The following is a 17,947-nucleotide window of genomic DNA, read 5'->3' as shown; positions in this document are numbered from 1 at the left end:
TCAAAAGTGCATTTGCAAAAATTTGCACCTCAACTTCCAAAGATATGCAAATATTTTGCGATAAAGTGACGCTCCGACTTAAGCGTCGCTTGTCCGTTACCCTTCGGCCACTTTACACAAAGCGCACTGAACTATCGGAGGAGATCATCGTGGCTTACCAGGACGTTTTCGACAGCTGGAAATCCAACCCAGAAGAATTTTGGATGGAGGCCGCCAAAAGCATCGACTGGGTTCGTCCACCGACCAAAGCCCTGTTCGACGACAATGCTCCGATCTACGAATGGTTCTCGGACGCCCAAGTCAACACATGCTGGAACGCCGTGGATCGCCACGTGGAAAACGGCCGCGCCGAGCAGACGGCGATAATCTACGACAGCCCTATCACCCACACCAAGCGCGAGATCTCGTATGTCGAGCTGCGCAATCGCGTCGCGATGCTGGCAGGTGCATTGCGGGCCAAAGGCGTGGAAAAAGGTGACCGGGTCATAATCTACATGCCCATGATCCCCGAAGCGTTGGAGGCCATGCTGGCCTGCGCCCGTCTTGGGGCCGTACATTCGGTGGTCTTTGGAGGCTTTGCCAGCAACGAGTTGGCTGTTCGGATCGACGATGCGAAACCCAAAGCAATCATCGCCGCCTCGTGCGGGATGGAGCCCGGGCGCGTTGTCCACTACAAACCCCTATTGGACGGGGCCATCGATTTGGCCGAGCACAAACCCGATTTCTGCGTTATTTTCCAACGCGAGCAAGAGGTTGCACAACTGATTGAAGGTCGCGACTTCAACTGGCACGGCTTCCAATACGGTGTCGAACCCGCCGAGTGTGTTCCGGTCGCCGGTAACGACCCGGCCTATATCCTCTACACTTCGGGTACGACAGGCGCGCCCAAAGGTGTCGTTCGCCCCACCGCAGGCCATTTGGTGGCGCTGAACTGGACGATGAAGAATATCTACAATGTGGACCCCGGTGACGTGTTCTGGGCAGCATCCGACGTGGGATGGGTCGTGGGTCACTCTTACATTTGTTACGCGCCACTGATCCACGGAAACACCACGATCGTGTTCGAAGGCAAGCCGGTGGGCACACCTGACGCCGGTACGTTCTGGCGTGTTATTTCCGAACACAAGGTCAAAAGCTTTTTCACCGCACCAACAGCGATCCGTGCGGTCAAACGCGAGGACCCGCAAGGTGAACTGATCAACAATTACGATATGTCCCATTTGGGCGCGCTTTACCTGGCCGGTGAGCGGGCTGACCCGGACACGATCGTCTGGGCGCAAGATGCACTGAAAGTGCCGGTGATCGATCATTGGTGGCAAACTGAAACCGGCTGGCCCATCGCAGGAAACCCGCTTGGGATCGAGGAACTGCCGATCAAACTTGGGTCACCCGCCAAGCCAATGCCTGGATATGACGTGCAGATCCTGGATGAAGGCGGCCACCCCATGAAAGCCGGAGAGCTGGGCGCCATCGCAGTAAAGCTTCCCCTTCCCCCCGGTACTTTGCCGACACTGTGGAATGCTGAAGAACGGTTCAAAAGCGCATATCTTGAGCATTTCCCCGGCTACTATGAAACCGGCGACGCGGGCATGATCGATGAGGACGGGTACCTATACATCATGGCGCGCACCGATGACGTGATCAACGTCGCGGGTCACCGCCTGTCTACTGGCGGCATGGAAGAGGTTCTGGCCTCTCACCCCGACGTAGCGGAATGCGCCGTGATCGGCGTAACTGATCAGTTGAAGGGCCAGATGCCGGTTGGCTTCCTGTGCCTTAACGCAGGCTGTGATCGTGACCACGGTGAGGTCGTGCAGGATGTGGTCAAGCTGGTGCGCGACAAGATCGGCCCGGTCGCAGCCTTCAAACAGGCTGTTGTGGTGGATCGCCTGCCCAAAACGCGGTCGGGCAAGATCCTGCGCGGGACGATGGTGTCGATTGCCGACAGCAAAGACTACAAAACGCCCGCAACCATCGACGATCCGGCCATTCTGGATGAGATCACAGACGCCCTGCAAACACTCGGCTACGCCCAGAAATAGAGCACAGTGCAGCGCTGCTGCACCCCTGCCCTTGCAACCCGCCTTGGGGCCTCTACAGTCTGACCCAGACAGTGAGGCCCCATGACAATACGTGACTTATGGCGTCTGAACGCCACCGACCTGACAAACCTGACCCGCAAGGGTGAGATCAGCGCGGAAGACGCCATAAAATCCTCGATCGACAGGATGCATCAGGTCAATCCCGACCTGAATGCCGTCGTCGAAGACCTCAGCACCGAGGCCGTCAGCCATGCGCGTGAACTGGACAATGCAGTCGCCGGGGGTGCGGAACCCGGCCCACTGCACGGCGTGCCTGTCACCATCAAGATCAACGTCGATCAAGTAGGGCATGCAACCACGAACGGCGTCGTTGCTTTAAAGGATGTGATTGCACCCGATGATGCCCCGGTCGTCCGAAATCTGCAAAACGCAGGCGCTATTGTGATCGGCCGCACCAATACACCCGAGTTCTCGTTTCGGGCCGACACGGATAACGACCTACACGGCCGCACGCATAACCCTTGGGGACGGCATATCTCGCCGGGTGGATCTTCGGGTGGGGCCGGTGCGGCGGTGATGGCGGGGATCGGGGCCTTGGCGCATGGCAATGATATCGGTGGCAGCCTGCGCTTTCCAGCGGCCGCCAACGGAGCTGTGACCGTTAAGCCAGGCCTGGGCCGCGTACCCGCCTTTAACCCAAGTCAAAAGGTCGAGCGGGGTTTGCTGGCGCAATCCATGTCAGTGCAAGGGCTGATCACCCGTTCGGCTGCGGATTTGCACCTGTCGATGCCCAGCCTGATCGCGGCTGATCCCCGCGATCCGTTTCATGTTGCCATGTCGTGGCGCGGAGATAAGACCGACGGGCCCATCAAGGTTGCCTTCACCAAGGACACCTACGGCTATGATTTACACCCCGAGGTCGACAAAGCGCTGGACACCGCCCGTGACGCGCTGATGGACGCGGGGTATGACGTGCAAGAGGTGAACACACCCGACGTGTTCGAATGCGGGCGCAGTGGGTATCGCGCGTTGATGGGTGAAGTTCTGACCTTGTTGAAAACGGATATCGAGGCCGCCGGATCGCAAACCATCCGCGATATCTTTGAAGTATACTTCCAGGAATTTCCGCCCATCACCGGAACCGAGTTGATCGGTATGTTGGCCAAGCGAACACAGTACGCGCGTGAATGGGCATTATTCATGCTGGATTATCCGCTGATTCTGTCACCGTTTCTGCCGCAACCCTTTTTCGGCCCCGACCGTGACACCGAAGGCCCCGAGGGCGTCCACGAAGTTCTGGGCTGCGCGGTCTATTCCTACGCGATGAATTTCCTTGGCCTTCCCGCCGCCAGTGTTCCAGCGCGTCTGGCCGATCTACCAAACGGGCCACAACCGATAAACGTCCAGATTGCTGCAGCGCGCTGGCGCGAGGATATGGCTGTAGATGCTGCCGCCGCGATAGAGGCACGTGTGGGGCAAATGTGCCTACCGCTGTGGGAAAGGATGGATCAGGTCAACTGACCCTTGCCAAAGGAAATTGACCCCGGGGTTTTGTACCCGGGGCCCACTTTCTAAAATATGCCCGGAGATCCGATAACAAGCGTAGCACCACCTACCCTTGCCAGCGCGAAAACTGCGCGTTCATTTCGAAAACACCGTTGGCGGCCACTCACTCCCGCCGTTGATGTGTCTCCGGGCAAGTTCACATTAATCCATGGTTAATCAATCTCCTGTGAACTGGTTCACATAAGAGCGAAAAAAATGCCAACAGCCCGCAAAATCAGGTGAATTGTTCCGAGATCAGCCGCTCTTCCAGCCCATGGCCGGGGTCGAAAAGGATGCGATGCTGGATCGAAGGCTCGGACCTGATCTCGACCCAGTCGATATCCGGGAACGAGATCGAATCGGCGTCCGCCATGACCGGGCGTTTATCCGCGTCCAGCACATCGAACCGAACTTTGGCGATCTTGGGCAACAAAGCCCCCCGCCACCTGCGCGGGCGAAACGCGGCGATCGCGGTCAGGGCCAGAACATCGGACCCAATCGGCAGAATCGGACCATGGGCCGAGTAATTATAGGCCGTGGACCCCGCAGGCGTGGACAACAGCGCCCCGTCGCACACCAGTTCATCCATGCGAACCCGTCCGTCCACACTGATCTTGAGGCGTGCGGCCTGCGGACCGGCCCGCAGCAGGGATACCTCGTTTATCGCAAGCGCCTCATGCATCTTGCCGGACTGGTCCATCGCGCGCATGGCCAGTGGGTTGATGACCTCTTCTACCGCTACATCAAGGCGTTCCATCAGGTCAGTCTCATGGAACTCGTTCATCAGAAATCCGATGGTGCCACGGTTCATGCCGTAAACAGGCGTATCCAGATGCTGCATGTTGTGCAGCGTGTGCAGCATGAAGCCATCGCCGCCCAGCGCAACGACCACATCCGCATCACGCGGCGCTGCGTTGCCATAACGCCTGACCAGCGTGTCGCGCGCGGTTTGCGCCACTTTCGCGTCGCTGGCAAGAAAAGCGATTCTCTGAATCATCTGTTGCGGTTTCCGGTGCTGCACATTTGGTTCCGAAACAACCATACCTTTCCCCGATAGGCCAGTCTTGACGCCGCAGTTGGCCAAATCGTCGCTTTAAGCCTTTTGCCGCTGGTCAGTTTCCGATAGGAAATTCGCAAATTACCCCCCAGTATGTGGAGCCCCCATGAACGCCAATCTTCGTGATACCGGATTTTTCACCCAATCCCTCGCTGACCGTGATCCCGAGCTGTTCGGCTCGATTACATCCGAGCTGGGACGTCAGCGCGACGAGATCGAACTGATCGCATCCGAAAACATCGTCTCTGCCGCGGTGATGGAAGCGCAGGGTTCTGTGATGACCAACAAATATGCCGAAGGCTATCCGGGTCGTCGTTATTATGGCGGTTGTCAGTTCGTTGATGTCGCCGAAAATCTGGCCATCGATCGCGCCAAAGAACTGTTTGGTTGCGGATTTGCCAACGTTCAGCCGAACTCGGGCAGCCAAGCCAACCAGGGTGTGTTCCAGGCGCTGATCCAACCCGGCGACACCATTCTGGGCATGAGCCTGGACGCAGGTGGCCACCTGACCCACGGCGCGGCCCCGAACCAGTCCGGCAAGTGGTTCAAGGCTGTTCAATACGGTGTGCGCCAGCAGGACAACATGCTGGACTATGACCAGGTCGAGGCGCTTGCGAAAGAGCACCAGCCCAAGCTGATCATCGCAGGTGGCTCGGCCATCCCGCGCCAGATCGACTTTGCCCGCATGCGCGAGATTGCCGATATGGTCGGCGCTTACCTGCACGTGGATATGGCGCACTTTGCCGGTCTGGTTGCAGCAGGCGAGCATCCGAGCCCCTTCCCGCATGCGCATGTGGCCACCACCACCACCCACAAGACCCTGCGCGGTCCCCGCGGTGGCATGATCCTGACCAATGACGAGGCTATCGCCAAGAAAGTGAACTCGGCCATCTTCCCCGGCATTCAGGGCGGCCCGCTGATGCACGTGATCGCTGGTAAAGCTGTCGCCTTTGGTGAGGCGCTGCGCCCCGAGTTCAAAACCTACATCCAACAGGTCGTGACCAACGCGCAGGCGCTGTCGGACCAGCTGATCAAAGGCGGTCTGGACACGGTCACCCACGGCACCGATACCCATGTAGTTCTGGTCGACCTGCGCCCCAAAGGCGTTAAGGGCAACGCGACCGAAAAGGCCCTGGGCCGTGCGCACATCACCTGCAACAAGAACGGCGTGCCCTTCGACCCCGAAAAGCCAACCATCACGTCGGGCATTCGCTTGGGCTCGCCTGCAGGAACCACTCGTGGGTTTGGTGAGGTCGAGTTCCGCCAGATCGCGGATTGGATCATCGAAGTGGTCGACGGTCTGGCCGCTAATGGCGAAGAAGGTAACGGCGCGGTCGAAGCCAAGGTCAAGGCCGAAGTGGCCGAACTGTGCGCGCGCTTCCCGATTTATCCGAACCTGTAAAGTGTCAGGATATCAAATAGCTGAACGGCGCCCCAGCGGCGCCGTTTTTCATATGAAGCCCTGCCACCGCAGAAACACAAGCAGCAGAACCGACAGGGCCAACAAGTTGAAAGCCAACCCACCCAGCATTCCCAGAAACCAGCCCAGCCTGCGGTCGGCCAGATTTATGCCGGTCAGATGATCCTGCACCTCTTCTGACGCGCGGGCCAGTTTGGGCGTGTCCAGCACCAGCCTCAGCTTGGGATGGGCCGCCATCTGTTCGGCATCGGCCAAAAGCAGCGCCTGTTTGTAAATGCGTCGGGGCAATTGACGTTTGGCTTTTCTGACCGAGGCCGTCAGAGTCTTGTCCTGCACACCCAACTTGTCGCGCAACAACTGCACCGTCTGCGCGATTTGAGTTTGGATGTCGGGGTTTTGCGCCATATCGGGGCCTCCTGCCGCGGCACCATATCCGGGCCGGGCACGCGCCACAATGGGGCTGGCTGTTTGTCGGCACGACAGGTATCACACGGACATGCTGAACACGATCATCCATGGTGAACCGACTTCAAATCCGCCTTTGCTGATTGCCCATGGGCTATATGGCTCGGGCCGAAACTGGGGTGTCATTGCACGCAGGCTGTCTGATGAGCGACAGGTCGTGGCCGTCGACATGAGAAACCACTCCAACAGTAAGTGGACGACACAACATGACTACCCGAGCATGGCCGAGGATCTGGCAGAGGTGATTGACCATTTTGGTGGACAGGCGGATGTGCTCGGTCATTCGATGGGCGGCAAGGCAGCCATGACGCTGGCCTTGCTGCATGGCGAGAAACTGCGCAAGCTGGTGGTCGCTGACATCGCGCCCGTTACTTATACGCATAGCCAGATCCAGTTCATCGAGGCAATGCGCGCCGTTGACCTGTCATCTGTCACGCGTCGGTCAGATGCCGAACAGCAACTGGCCGAACAAGGTGTCGAGAAAGCCTTGCAAAGCTTTTTTACCCAGTCGCTGGACATCAAGGGTCAGCGGTGGTTGCTGAATCTGGATACTCTGTCTGCCGAGATGCCGAAAATCATGGGCTTTCCCGAGCTGACAGGCACATGGGACAGGCCGACCCTGTTTCTGTCCGGGGCTGAATCTGACTATGTGCTGCCCGAATACCGACCCGCGATCCGGGCGCTGTTTCCAACTGCGCGCTTCGCCAAAATACCCGGTGCGGGACATTGGCTGCACGCCGAAAAACCCCGTGAATTCGAGGCTTCGGTTCGGGCCTTCCTGAACGCTTAGGAGAAAGTCCGCAAAAGCGACCGGCGCGGCTGCTACCGCGTCGATCTTTTAACATTCAGCTTCAAGTCATTCGCTTCAGGAGCCCGCGACGTCGCCGCCACCTTCAACCCAGTCTTTGAATCCACCAAGATTATAAACCTGCGCGTATCCCATATCCTTTAGCAACTTGCCTGCCAGCGCCGCGCGCCCTCCGGCTGCGCAATATAGAACAATAGGACGATCCTTTCGCAGCTCGGGGTCATGAGATTGCATCGCATCGTCGGCATGAAACTCCAACATACCCCGTGAGATGTGATGCGCGCCTGCAGCCCGACCCGTTTTCTGCAATTCAGCCCCATCACGTACGTCCAGCAGTAACCCACCCTGCCCCAGAACCTCGGCCGCGCGGGCCATATCTATCCGTTCAACAGCGGCGTTCGCGGCTTCCATCATCTCTTTCACGGTTAAGGACATAGGCGTTTCTCCTGTTGGTGTTCGCAACAAGATAACATGCGAAAACTGGAAGGTGTAGGTTGAAGACCCTACACCCCTGATCAATGTTCGCGGAAGGCACGCGACATACTGTCCGTCACCGGTTTGGCGATATAAGCCGCAAAAGTGCGTTCTTCGGTTTGGATCATGATCTCGGCAGGCATACCCGGCGTCGGGATAAATCCCCGCACCCGGTCAATCTCGTCCGGCGCTAGCGAGACACGCGCCAAGTATACCTCTTGAGGGGCCCCTGATGATTCCTCAACTAAGGCGTCGGCTGATACATAAAAGACTTCCCCACTGAGAACCGGCGTCGTGCGTTGATTCAACCCAACCAGACGCACCGTCGCGTTCTGACCCGTCACGACGCTGTCAATTTCGGTCCGGGGAATCTGCGCCTCGATGATAAGGGGCGCATCGGCAGGTAGGATTTCAGCAATAGGCTCGCCAGTTTCGATCACGCCCCCAGGTGTGTGATAGTGAAGCCTTACAACAGTCCCAGTGACTGGTGCGCGAACAACGGCACGATCCAGAACACTACGCGCCTGACGTGCCTTTTCGCGGACACTTTCCAGGTCGGCTGCAATCACACCCAACTCATCCAACGCGGCTTCGCGATAGGCCGAACGTGTCCGCGTGATCTGTTCGTCATACTTCAGCAACATCTGGTTGATTTCCGCCGTCTCAGCCGCCAGCCTCGCCTGCTGTCCCTCCGCCTCAGCCTGCACGCGGCGGATCGTGTTCAGATCCCCCTTGCGAACCAAGCCTTTGTCAAACAGCGCCTTTTTGGTTTCAAATTCTTCCTGCAGGATTTCCGCGCGACGTTTCATACTGTCCAGTTGCGCCTCGAACCCGCTGGACCTGATCCTGAGGGCCTCCATGTTGCGTTCCAACAATGCGATATCATTCAGCAGGGTTTTGCGGGATACTTCGAAGCTGATCTGCTGGCCATCAAGAATGGTCATGACTTCGACATCGTCAGTGGCTGAAAGCAACTCGGCGGAAAACTCCAACTGATCCATCTCATTGTGTTCGGCCTCAAGACGTTCAGACATGGCTTGCAAGCGGATTTTGCGGATGAACAGTTCTCGTTCATTGGCCTCGGCCGAGGTTTGGTCCAGCGTCATCAGCACTTCCCCCGCCTGAACAGACTGGCCCTCGATAACTTTGATGTCTTCAATAATGCCGCCCTCAAGATGCTGGACGATCTTGTTGCGACCAGTGGCCACGAAACTTCCCTGCGCAATCACCGCGGCAGCCAGCGGTGCGCTGAAAGACCAGACGCCAAAGCCGCCGAAGCAAACGACCAACATGACTAAACCAATTGCGACCAACCGGTTGATCGAGCGCGGAACTTCAGCATACCAGACAGTTGGGTCTTTGGGGTCATTATTGACCGGCACGAGATCATTCATTACGCATCCCCTTTCTGCTGGCCTTCAAGCCCAGCCTGTTTGCGCGGGCCGTTCAATTGCTGCAGCACCTGTTCGCGCTGCCCGAACAAAGCAACACGTCCATCCGTCAGCAGCATGATCTTGTCGACCACGTTCAACAGCGTTGGCTTCTGCGTAATCACAACGACCGTAATCTTGTTTTCCTTGGCCTGCGCGATGGCCCGTGCCAGCGCCTGATCTCCGGCCACATCAAGGTTCGAGTTCGGCTCATCCAGAACCACAAGCCGCGGATTTCCAAAGAAGGCACGCGCAAGGGCAATCCGCTGCTTTTGACCGCCGGACAGTGGCGAACCATCGGCGGCCACAACGGTCTCATACCCTTGGGGCAACGTGGCGATCATGTTGTGGACATCGGCTAGAACGGCAGCATCGTGGATCTGTTCGTCCGTTGCATCTTCGCGCATACGGCCAATGTTGTCCTTGATGGTGCCCGGAAACAGCTGCACATCCTGCGGCAGATATCCGATGCTTTCGCCAAACTGGCGCGGGTCCCAGTTGCGGATATCCATCAGGTCCAGACGCACGCTGCCGGATGTCGGCAAAATCGATCCGACCAGTGTTTTGCCCAACGTGGTCTTACCCGCGCCCGAGTTTCCAATGATCGCCAGGGTCTCACCCGGATTCAGCGCAAAGCTGATCCCGTTCAATACAACGCGCTTGGTGCCGCCGGGGACAAAAAGCAACCGTTCCACATCCAACCGACCTTCTGGCCGCGGCAAGCGCAGTTTCTCGAACTGAAGCGCCGAGTTGGACAGCAAGTTCTTGATCCGCCCGTAAGCCCCACGTGTCAGCAGGAAGCCGTTCCAGCCTTCGATGGAGCCTTCGATGGGCGCAAAAGCCCGCCCGGCAATGATCGACGCCGCGATCACCATCCCGCCCGTGATTTCGCCCTGCAGGGCCAGGAATGCCCCCCACCCCAGAATGGCTATCTGTGTCAGCAAACGCACCGCTCGCGAAATAGCGGCGAAAATAACGTTCCGGTCCTGTGCCCGCACTTGCCACGTCAGTGACTGCGCTGTGTCTTGGCCCCAAATACGCACGGCCTCGGGGATCATGGCCAGAGCATTAATAATCTGGCTGTTGCGCGACATCGAATCCAGATGCTGGTTGGCCATGGATTGCGCCCGGTTGGCCTCGGCAAAGGGTCCGGCGGTCATACGTTGGTTGATAAGGGCAATGACCATCAACAACACCGCCGTGACGATCACGATCATACCCAGCTGGGGATGAACCAGAAAGATCATAAGGATGAACAACGGTGCAAATGGCACGTCCAGAAACGAGATCAAAGTCCCCGATACAAGAAAACCCCGTACCTGCTGAAGATCACCCAATGTCTGATATTCGCGCCCTGTGCCGTGCAACGAAGCATGGGCGGCTGCACTGAGGACCGGAGCACCCAGCCGTGCATTAACCTCGACCGCAGTTCGCATCAGCATGAAGCGACGCACCGCATCGAAGGCCGACTGAAAGATGACAGCGCCAGCCACGATCGCGGTCAGCATGATCAACGTATCCAGCGATCGACTGGTCAACACGCGGTCACTGATCTGGAACAGGTAAATCGGGATCGCCAGAATAAGGATGTTCGTCGCACAGGTCAGGACCAGAACAAAGGCAAGGTTGCGCAAAATAGCACGCAGCGAGACTTGCAAAGTACGCTGAAAATCCTCGGGCGGGGTGCGTTTGTGAAAGGTCTGGGGTGGCCCGCTACCATCTCCGCCGCCGCTTTTTTTCAACGGCAAAGGTTGGTTCGCCTTGGCCTCGATAGTGGTGCCAATACTCGCACCGCCTTTGGAGCGCGACAGGGGGGGGACCCGCGCGGTCTCCTTTCTGGCGGTTTCAGGACCGAGCCCTTCAGCATCGGCCACCCCAGCATCGCAGCCCTTAGTACCGTGACCTTGATCAGGCTGCGACGTAGCGCGCCGAAGGGAATATTCAGCGCGTTTCTGAATTTCGTCAGTTTCGGACCTTTGATCGGGGTCCACTCTGATTTTGTTTGCTTCCGGTTTTTCAGGCCCTTTTTTCAAAGGCCGCACACGCATGTCTTCGCTTAATCGTAACTCGGGCAATATGCCGGACGCCGTCGCCGTTCGTGCGGCAACTGATTTGACTGGATTGGCCCCACCCCCGCCGTCCATAGGACTGGCAAAGAGAGAGCGACGCGACGAAAACGTTCTCGACATACTCAGACTTTCGGTTCACTCGTAAAAAAACTGGGAAATTAGGCTAACATTGAGGACAGCGCATCATCCACGCTGGCCATTTCAGAGGGCGTCAGTTTGTTGTGCCCCGGGGCAAGGTCTGACTTACCCGGTCCAGATGTTTCCTGCATCAGGATCGCGATGGCTTCATTGGCCAGTTCTGTACCCAGATCTTCGTCTTGGGTGTCAATCAGGCTCGCCTGATGCAGAACGACGTCCGAATATTCGCCTTCCGATGCCATAACGACCGAGTCCACTCCGATGGTCGAGATACTCGCCGCATTCAGCACCGCATTTCCAGCACCCAGTGCTGAAGCGATGGCACCATTCCCTCCTTGTACGTGAATATCATCCTGGTCCTGCAGGGTAGTCACCTGTTCGACGACGTTGACCTGCACCAGATCACCTTCGATTTTCAGAACCCGCACCTGCTCCATCCCCGCAAATTGAGGATCATTCAGCAGTGCATCTTCCAAAGCGTCGGTGTCCATCTCTTGCAGAGGTAAGACTTCGGCCAGCGTTTCTGACAACTCTTCATGAGTGTCTTCCCCAATGGTCGTCAGTTCCACGTGGTTCATGACAAGGTTGTCATTGTCTTCCTCGGCGACCACCCCCGAGACCACATCGTCATCGACCAACGCAATCGTCTGATGGACAAAATCCACCGAAACCATGTCTCCGCCGATTAAAACCAGATCGTAATAGCTGCCGAGCTGAACGACGCTGACCTCATTCACCAGATCGTTGTCACCCAACACAAACAGGCTGGTCGTGGCGTCGATCTGGGTTTCAATATGGTCGATATCAGTGGCGTTGATTTCTTGTTTTACGAAATTTGTGACGAACAGATCACCCGAAATCCAAGTGATCGCGACAAGAGGATCTTGTCCCTCTTCCGAGACATTGTCATCAAGCCAGGACGCCTCATTGGATTCCACTGCAATACTGGACGACTGAACCACCGTGGTTTCGCTTTGACTATCCTCGGGCCCTTCGTCGACATCCGAGACAATTGCCACTTGGCTTACGACGGTTAGGTTTACCGACTGCCCACCGACCGCAATTACCGGAGCATCGACCCAACCGACGGTAATGGCGACCTCGTTTATCGCTAGGTTGCCCCCCGCGATAACGGTGTGACCATCGCCAAAATCGGCATCGTCTGACTGATCCCACTCAGTTGGCAACAAGTCAGGGTGGTCACTGTCGTCTTCTTCATCAGGAAGATGGTGACTTGGCACCAATTCCAGAAAATCCGGAAGTTCCTCGACATGTTCACCGTTCACAATCGTTCCCATGGCTTCTTCGCCTTGGAACTGGTGGACAGTCACATCCTCAGACGGGGCTTCGAATGGGGCCTGTATCTCGGCAACAATCGATTCGAGGTGCTCGATCGACTGATAATCGGAAATGCTAAAGGATGGGGACGATACCGCGTGTAGAGAAAGCGCAACATCAGCCAGTTCCTGACCTTGCTGCACCAATGAGTCCACATCGCGGAAATCCCCCTGACCGATGGTGTCGTTGTCGTTCAGGTCCAATGTCTGAATCGCATAGGTGACAGCCGAGCCGATCAGTTCGGGGATCAAAACCGGTTTCGCGACCAAGATCGGTATCGAGGTCGACGCGATCGCCGCATCGGGAAGCACTTGGTCGGGACCCGGGCCAGTTTGCAATGGACCATCGGGAATCGGCCCCAACGGTTGCGGGTTTGGAGCCAACGGAATGTCAGTATGACTAACCGATGGCGCATAGGGTAAAGCGTCGTATTTTCCGGGGTCAAGGTTAAGGTCTGCCCGCACTTTCACGGCAGCACCTTCTTCCAGCTCTTCCATCTCAGCCTTGCGCCTGAGAGCAGTAAATTCCTGATATTGATCTCGCAACCGAGCTTGCTCGGTCGTTAGATCAAAAGTTCCGATGAAATGGGCAATCGTCTCACTGATACTATCAAACGACATTTCAATTTCCTTTCCCGCGGCGTTCAAAATCAACTGCCTTGGGTTAAGTTGAGTCGGGGCCATCTGTCCTTGGCCCCGACAGTTTTTCAGAAGTGGTCAGAGCCTGGAAACCCAAGCTCTGACCCTGCCACCACGCAAGTTACGCGTCGGCGTCGTCGCTGGCGAAGCTGGAGGTCATCGAGCCACCGACCATGGTCGTGTCGACCGTGTTGCCAAGAACGTTGGCGCCCATGACAATCGACTGGTTGAACGCCGACGTGTCGACCACCGCTGCCGCCGAGGCATAGGACTCGCCGTTCACAATGCCGTCTCCGCCGTTGCCGGAGCCCCACTCGCCCGCATGGCCACCGGTCCCGCCAGCACCCGAATAGGCACCCGCAGCGTCACCGCCGTTGACCATTGCGCCGGTCGTCGCACCCGAGGTCGCAGAGCCGATCGCGTCGCCACTGGTTCCGCCGTTACCGGCACCAGCGCCGCCGCCGCCACCAAAGCCGGACATGGCCGACCCGGTCGCGCTGCCCGCGCCCGTCGAGGTTGCGTCATTGTCGGACATCGCGTCACCGCCATACCCTGCAATGGCACTTGCCAGACTGTCTGCAGACCCGTCCGTATCCGCGACCGAGAACAGACCAGAGTCGCCGCCCTCGCCTGCGGTGTTGGTTGCATCAGCAGACCCTGCACCTGTGCCGCTGGACATCGCATCCTGCTGGATCGCGCCGCCACCGCCACCGAAACCATCGGCAGTCGCGGTTCCGGTACCGGTACCTGTTGCCGACCCGTCGGTGGTGTTGCTACCGGCCGCGCCACCGTCACCGCTGTTGTTCTGCGGCAGGCTCGCGGTTCCGTTCACATCGCCGGGCGATTGGGTGACGTTCGGGCCAGTCGTGGTTTGATCACCAACGCCTTGCGCGCCAGAAGTCGCACCCGCGGTGCCTCCGGTTGCCATTCCGCCCGAGCCATCGCCGCCCGAACCAACGCCACCGGTCCCGTCACCGCCACCAGCGCCACCGCCAGTTCCGTCGCCACCCGAACCGAAGGCACCTGTGCCATCGCCGCCAGAGCCGACTGCGCCCGAACCAACGCCACCGGTGCCCGGATTACCGTGATTTGTGTCTCCGCCACCATTGCTGGCATCAGCATGACCAGCATTCAGTCCCAGCAGACCATTCTGCTGATTCAAAGCTGCCAGAGCTGCGTCAACCTGACCCGAGTCACCACCGGTACCCGCGCCGCCAGTTCCAGCACCGCCAGTTCCAGCTGCACCATTACCGCTGCCGCCCGTTCCGGTTGCACCGTTGCCGTTGCCGCCGGTACCACCACTGCCGTTACCGTTGCCACCAGTGCCACTTGCACCTGTGCCATTCCCGGTATCCGCATCGGCCGCACTGCCAGCCAGGCTTCCTGCAAGCCCAAGGCCCAGATTGCCGGCGTCTGCGTCATTGGCCTCGGTGTCGCTGCTTCCGGCGTTGATCGCGACACCATCGGTGTCGGCATAACCGTCGCCACCATTTGCACCGTTTGCGTCAGAGTCATTGGTCCCCTGACCAGCACCCAGCGCACCAGCGTGCGATACGTTATCTCCGCCGCTGGACAGACCGCCGTTCTCGGCACCCGAGAGACCCAGGCCCAGGCCCAAGCCGACGGATCCGGCATTACCGCCTTCTCCGGCTACGCTGGTGCCATCAGAAACCGAAGCGCCGCTGTTGTGCGCGGCCGAGTCACTGATAGCTTGACCACCTGCGCCTGCACTGCTGCTGCCGTTGGATTCCGCACCAGACAAGCCCACGCCCAAACCGACGTTAGACGCATCACCCGCGTTACCACCGTCACCACCGACACCGGTACCATCGGCATCACCGGTGTGACCACCCAGTGCGTATGCATCGCCGCCAGTCGTATTGCCCGAGGCATTCCCCGCATGGGTGCTGCCACCTTGGCCCGAGTTGCCGCCGTCGGAATGCGTGCTGATGCCCTCATCGGCTGTCGCTGAGCCGCCGCGCGCGTTGCCGTTCTGGTCAAAGCTACCGGTATTGGTTACCGCAGCCGATCCCAGATGATCATCGTCGCTGAGGTTGGCGTACTGGTGGTTGATCGCGGACATGTCGTTGCCCTCACCACTCAGATCGATATCCAGGTTCAAATCGTCGCCCGGATCGTAATCGAAATCGTTTCCAACAGTGATCACATCATCAATCGACGACCCGCCGGATACGTCGACGTCGACCAGATCGTCGTCACGGCCCAAAGGCTCGGCATCGCCAAAGTCGATGTTGACCCAGTTCGAATTGTCATTGTTGCCATTGGTCTGGCTTTGACCCTGGCCCTGGTCCTGACCTTGACCCTGGTCTTGACCTTGACCCTGATCCTGGCCCTGACCCTGATCCTGACCCTGTCCATTCTCGACCACGGTCGCCTGACCCTGGATTTGATCCTGGCCCTGACCCTGTTCATTTTCGACATTGGTGTCCTGATCAGTCAGATCAGCTTCAATATAGGCGTCATCTACGTGAACATCTGCGTCCACGGGAACATATGCCGTACCGATGTTAACTTCATCAATGTCTGTGATGCTGTTATGCGGTTGTTGACGTTTACTCATATCAAAAATTCCACTTACTGAGCGCACGGACCGTCATTCATCTCCAAAACGGTGACTGGCGCGTTGAAACAATGAGGCACGCAAGCGCAAACCGCGCATGGGTGCGTGTCTTTTCAGTGATTCCTCTCCCACCCTCCTTTCTCGGCCAAGCCGAAACTACGTCTGAAGAAAAGCGTCGCGAAAATGCGCGATGTGCAGACGCAATAGGAAATTCAACTCCGCAAATTGGAGTGCAATCATGGTTGCAGCAGTAAGGTGATCTGGATAGCTAGCCGTAAGCGCTAGAACGGGTAACTCTATATTTTATATAGTAAAAAATTCAACCTACCATCAGCGAGTGGTCGAGATGAAACAAAAAATTGGTTTAAAACCTGCAAGTTACTTCCTGCAAATATCCAGATTTAATTTGGAAAATCGCACCGAAGACGCCTAGCCGAAAGTTCTAGAACTCTTCACAATTGGACTACCGGACACGGAAGAAAATTCTACTTTCTTCTATGGTCATCCACCCAAGTGCATTAATATTCAGTTAATATTAATCTAATGTTCAGTTAATGATTTCGCCGCTTGTGTGGCGTGGTAGTGATAAGGGGGAGGTTATGAACATTCCGCTTCAGGATAATACCCTGAATAGTAAATATTTATTGGAAGAGTTCTCTATCAATTTCATCGGCAAGGAACTGTTTTATTCAGAGCAGACCATTGAAAGTGTTCAATCTGAATTTGGTGTCTCTACGCATCGCTTCGAATCGATTGCGTCCCTGCCAATTTACGAATCAGAAAACAATGGGCCAGGAAGAATTCTGATTGTTGACCAGATGTTGACAGAAGATTTTCTAGCCCGCCCGCAACATTATAAGGACAGTGCAGGGCTGGGTAGTCTCGTTTTTGCGTATCGCAAGGAAGATGCGGCTCGGTTTGTGTTTGACCGTTGGGATCCCGGTGCACACGGGGACATAGGTTACCTTCCGATGAATATTGCACCCGACGCGTGGCGGTCGATCCTTCGCCTTCTGTTACATGAAGAACTTTATCTTCCCAGTTTTCTCGCCAACTCAGTGTGCAACACAACCACTCCAACGCAGAAACATTCGGTTGAGTCGACAGACCCGCACCCGCTTTATTCCAAACTGACGCGAAGGGAAAAGCAGGTGTTGCGATTGGTCTCAAAAGGTCAAAGCAACAAGATTATTGCATCAAATCTTGGGATCACTGAACATACGGTGAAGTTACATATACACAATGTCGCGGGAAAAATCGGTGTCAGCAATCGAACTGCGGCGGCACAGTTCTTTTTTGAGGTCGCCCCGCAAGAGGCGCAGCACACGACAATTGACTGAAGATTTTGAAGCCCGTTTCGATCGTCTCATCCTGCTTGTCGGCAGGCTGAATTACATGTGGACCAACACCGAAAGCCTTTTGATCCATTTGATCGCCGGCCTGTCTGGCACGCCCAAAGACACGGCCGTCATCATCTTTTTAACCTTGAACACAACAAGGGCGCGCATCGACCTTGTAGAACGTCTGGCCAAGATGGAAGGGCGGCCTGCTGAAATACGGGACCCGATACTCGAGCACACACACCGCCTGTCTAAACTGTCTGGCATCCGGAATCGGTATAATCACTGCATCTATTCCTTCGATCCAGACAGCGGGAATCCGAAAACGATTCTTATGCGCATCGCTGACCGAAAAACCGACATCAGACTGGGACGTGAAGACACAGTCGATGACGAGGCCATGCGGGAAATTGAAAAAGTTGTCACCCAATTGTCCGAAGCCAACCGCGATATCTGGCGACTTATTGGGCAGCTTGGCTTTCCGGTATGATAAACAAATGGTGCGAATGGCTGGGATCGAACCTGAAAGCCTTAGGGCGATGGAATTTAAGTTACCGAGTCCGACATAATTTATGCAGCAACAGTACCTATTGAAGGTCCGC

The 17,947-nt window shown here is 56.9% G+C and carries 13 protein-coding genes; 6 read left to right on the top strand and 7 right to left on the bottom strand.

Features of this window, described 5'->3' with window-relative positions:
• The first annotated feature begins 149 nt into the window (after positions 1-149).
• Entirely contained in the window at positions 150-2,042 is a 1,893-nt protein-coding gene (gene prpE / locus ACR3EG_RS07195; protein ID WP_480494500.1) for a propionate-CoA ligase PrpE, read from the top strand.
• A gap of 81 nt (positions 2,043-2,123) precedes the next feature.
• Positions 2,124-3,563 (top strand): amidase family protein, encoded by a 1,440-nt coding sequence (locus ACR3EG_RS07190; RefSeq protein ID WP_480494499.1) that lies wholly within the window; start codon positions 2,124-2,126, stop codon positions 3,561-3,563.
• Positions 3,564-3,822: 259 nt separating this feature from the next.
• On the opposite strand, the gene ACR3EG_RS07185 is transcribed toward ACR3EG_RS07190, so the two are convergent.
• Positions 3,823-4,584 carry an NAD kinase gene (locus ACR3EG_RS07185; RefSeq protein ID WP_480494497.1) on the bottom strand — a complete coding sequence of 254 codons (762 nt, stop codon included), beginning with the start codon at positions 4,582-4,584 and terminating at the stop codon, positions 3,823-3,825.
• Between the two features lie 166 nt (positions 4,585-4,750).
• Here ACR3EG_RS07185 and glyA point away from each other — a divergent pair, with 166 nt between their 5' ends.
• Complete coding sequence (gene glyA / locus ACR3EG_RS07180; protein WP_170354725.1) at positions 4,751-6,046, top strand: serine hydroxymethyltransferase; 1,296 nt, start codon at positions 4,751-4,753, stop codon at positions 6,044-6,046.
• Positions 6,047-6,094: 48 nt separating this feature from the next.
• On the opposite strand, the gene ACR3EG_RS07175 is transcribed toward glyA, so the two are convergent.
• The gene (locus ACR3EG_RS07175) at positions 6,095-6,469 is read right to left on the bottom strand and encodes a hypothetical protein (protein ID WP_353390522.1); all 375 of its coding nucleotides are present in this window, start codon (positions 6,467-6,469) and stop codon (positions 6,095-6,097) included.
• A 91-nt stretch (positions 6,470-6,560) separates the two neighbouring features.
• Here ACR3EG_RS07175 and ACR3EG_RS07170 point away from each other — a divergent pair, with 91 nt between their 5' ends.
• Positions 6,561-7,319, top strand: coding sequence for an alpha/beta fold hydrolase (locus ACR3EG_RS07170; protein WP_480494494.1), 759 nt, complete (start codon positions 6,561-6,563; stop codon positions 7,317-7,319).
• 75 nt (positions 7,320-7,394) lie between these two features.
• On the opposite strand, the gene ACR3EG_RS07165 is transcribed toward ACR3EG_RS07170, so the two are convergent.
• The 5 genes from ACR3EG_RS07165 to ACR3EG_RS07145 all read right to left on the bottom strand — a co-directional run bounded on the left by ACR3EG_RS07165 (position 7,395) and on the right by ACR3EG_RS07145 (position 16,005).
• A complete protein-coding gene (locus ACR3EG_RS07165) occupies positions 7,395-7,772 on the bottom strand; it encodes a rhodanese-like domain-containing protein (RefSeq protein ID WP_480494492.1) in 378 nt (125 codons plus the stop codon).
• A gap of 80 nt (positions 7,773-7,852) precedes the next feature.
• Entirely contained in the window at positions 7,853-9,205 is a 1,353-nt protein-coding gene (locus ACR3EG_RS07160; RefSeq protein WP_480494490.1) for an HlyD family type I secretion periplasmic adaptor subunit, read from the bottom strand.
• On the bottom strand, positions 9,205-11,289 hold the full coding sequence (locus ACR3EG_RS07155) for a type I secretion system permease/ATPase (protein WP_480495913.1): 2,085 nt from the start codon (positions 11,287-11,289) through the stop codon (positions 9,205-9,207). Before ACR3EG_RS07155 ends, ACR3EG_RS07160 begins: the two co-directional genes overlap by 1 nt.
• A gap of 179 nt (positions 11,290-11,468) precedes the next feature.
• Positions 11,469-13,406 carry a type I secretion protein gene (locus ACR3EG_RS07150; RefSeq protein WP_480494488.1) on the bottom strand — a complete coding sequence of 646 codons (1,938 nt, stop codon included), beginning with the start codon at positions 13,404-13,406 and terminating at the stop codon, positions 11,469-11,471.
• 139 nt (positions 13,407-13,545) lie between these two features.
• A complete protein-coding gene (locus ACR3EG_RS07145) occupies positions 13,546-16,005 on the bottom strand; it encodes a beta strand repeat-containing protein (protein WP_480494486.1) in 2,460 nt (819 codons plus the stop codon).
• Positions 16,006-16,604: 599 nt separating this feature from the next.
• On the opposite strand from ACR3EG_RS07145, the gene ACR3EG_RS07140 reads away from it, so the two are divergent.
• Together ACR3EG_RS07140 and ACR3EG_RS07135 are read left to right on the top strand one after the other, a co-directional pair.
• Complete coding sequence (locus ACR3EG_RS07140; RefSeq protein WP_480494484.1) at positions 16,605-17,345, top strand: helix-turn-helix transcriptional regulator; 741 nt, start codon at positions 16,605-16,607, stop codon at positions 17,343-17,345.
• Positions 17,266-17,835 (top strand): hypothetical protein, encoded by a 570-nt coding sequence (locus ACR3EG_RS07135; RefSeq protein WP_480494482.1) that lies wholly within the window; start codon positions 17,266-17,268, stop codon positions 17,833-17,835. The genes ACR3EG_RS07140 and ACR3EG_RS07135 overlap by 80 nt, the downstream gene beginning before the upstream one ends.
• Positions 17,836-17,947 lie beyond the last annotated feature (112 nt).

Source organism: Ruegeria sp. AM7, assembly GCF_056535965.1.
The sequence above is the reverse complement of the archived record's forward strand: the minus strand, read 5'-3'. Positions and strand labels throughout refer to the sequence as shown.

What these genes read in the sequence shown, in the direction of transcription:
- ACR3EG_RS07145 (WP_480494486.1), bottom strand. Translation starts at nt 16,005, where the DNA reads ATGAGTAAACGTCAACAACCGCATAACAGCATCACAGACATTGATGAA.
- ACR3EG_RS07140 (WP_480494484.1), top strand. Translation starts at nt 16,605, where the DNA reads ATGAACATTCCGCTTCAGGATAATACCCTGAATAGTAAATATTTATTG.
- glyA (WP_170354725.1), top strand. Translation starts at nt 4,751, where the DNA reads ATGAACGCCAATCTTCGTGATACCGGATTTTTCACCCAATCCCTCGCT.
- ACR3EG_RS07155 (WP_480495913.1), bottom strand. Translation starts at nt 11,289, where the DNA reads ATGCGTGTGCGGCCTTTGAAAAAAGGGCCTGAAAAACCGGAAGCAAAC.
- ACR3EG_RS07185 (WP_480494497.1), bottom strand. Translation starts at nt 4,584, where the DNA reads ATGATTCAGAGAATCGCTTTTCTTGCCAGCGACGCGAAAGTGGCGCAA.
- ACR3EG_RS07150 (WP_480494488.1), bottom strand. Translation starts at nt 13,406, where the DNA reads ATGTCGTTTGATAGTATCAGTGAGACGATTGCCCATTTCATCGGAACT.
- ACR3EG_RS07190 (WP_480494499.1), top strand. Translation starts at nt 2,124, where the DNA reads ATGACAATACGTGACTTATGGCGTCTGAACGCCACCGACCTGACAAAC.
- ACR3EG_RS07165 (WP_480494492.1), bottom strand. Translation starts at nt 7,772, where the DNA reads ATGTCCTTAACCGTGAAAGAGATGATGGAAGCCGCGAACGCCGCTGTT.
- ACR3EG_RS07160 (WP_480494490.1), bottom strand. Translation starts at nt 9,205, where the DNA reads ATGAATGATCTCGTGCCGGTCAATAATGACCCCAAAGACCCAACTGTC.
- ACR3EG_RS07170 (WP_480494494.1), top strand. Translation starts at nt 6,561, where the DNA reads ATGCTGAACACGATCATCCATGGTGAACCGACTTCAAATCCGCCTTTG.
- ACR3EG_RS07175 (WP_353390522.1), bottom strand. Translation starts at nt 6,469, where the DNA reads ATGGCGCAAAACCCCGACATCCAAACTCAAATCGCGCAGACGGTGCAG.